Genomic DNA, 398 nt, shown 5'->3' on the forward strand with positions numbered 1-398 from the left:
GCCCGTTTGTCCCACCGCACGCAACGGAAAGGTCAGGGCAGTTTCATCATGACAAAGCCTCGTTTGAAAGTCATCGTCGGGATCGATACCCACTCCGACACGCACCACGTCGCTGTTATCAGCGATACCGGGGAACATTTGGCGGACAAGGAATACCTCGCCGTCGGGTCCGGGTACCGAAAAATCATCGATTTCATCACCTCATTCGGCACCGTCCTGGTCATAGGGGTCGAAGGCACCGGCACCTATGGCGCCGAACTGGCCCGGGTCCTGACCCGCGAAGGAATGCAGGTCCTGGAGGTTATGCGGCCAAACCGGCAGTACCGCCGCCTGCACGGTAAATCGGACCCATTGGACGCCTACCAGGCAGCTGAAGCGGCCCTGGCAGGTGTCCGGAC

The 398-nt window shown here is 60.3% G+C and carries 1 protein-coding gene; it reads left to right on the forward strand.

Translation table 11 applies throughout. The annotated features are described in order from the left end of the window. Positions 1-48: 48 nt before the first annotated feature. Positions 49-398, forward strand: a 350-nt coding sequence (locus tag AC5RTT_RS20800) for an IS110 family transposase (protein ID WP_494146742.1), incomplete at its 3' end; no start/stop codon positions are given.

It is taken from the genome of Arthrobacter sp. Y3221157, assembly GCF_059089865.1.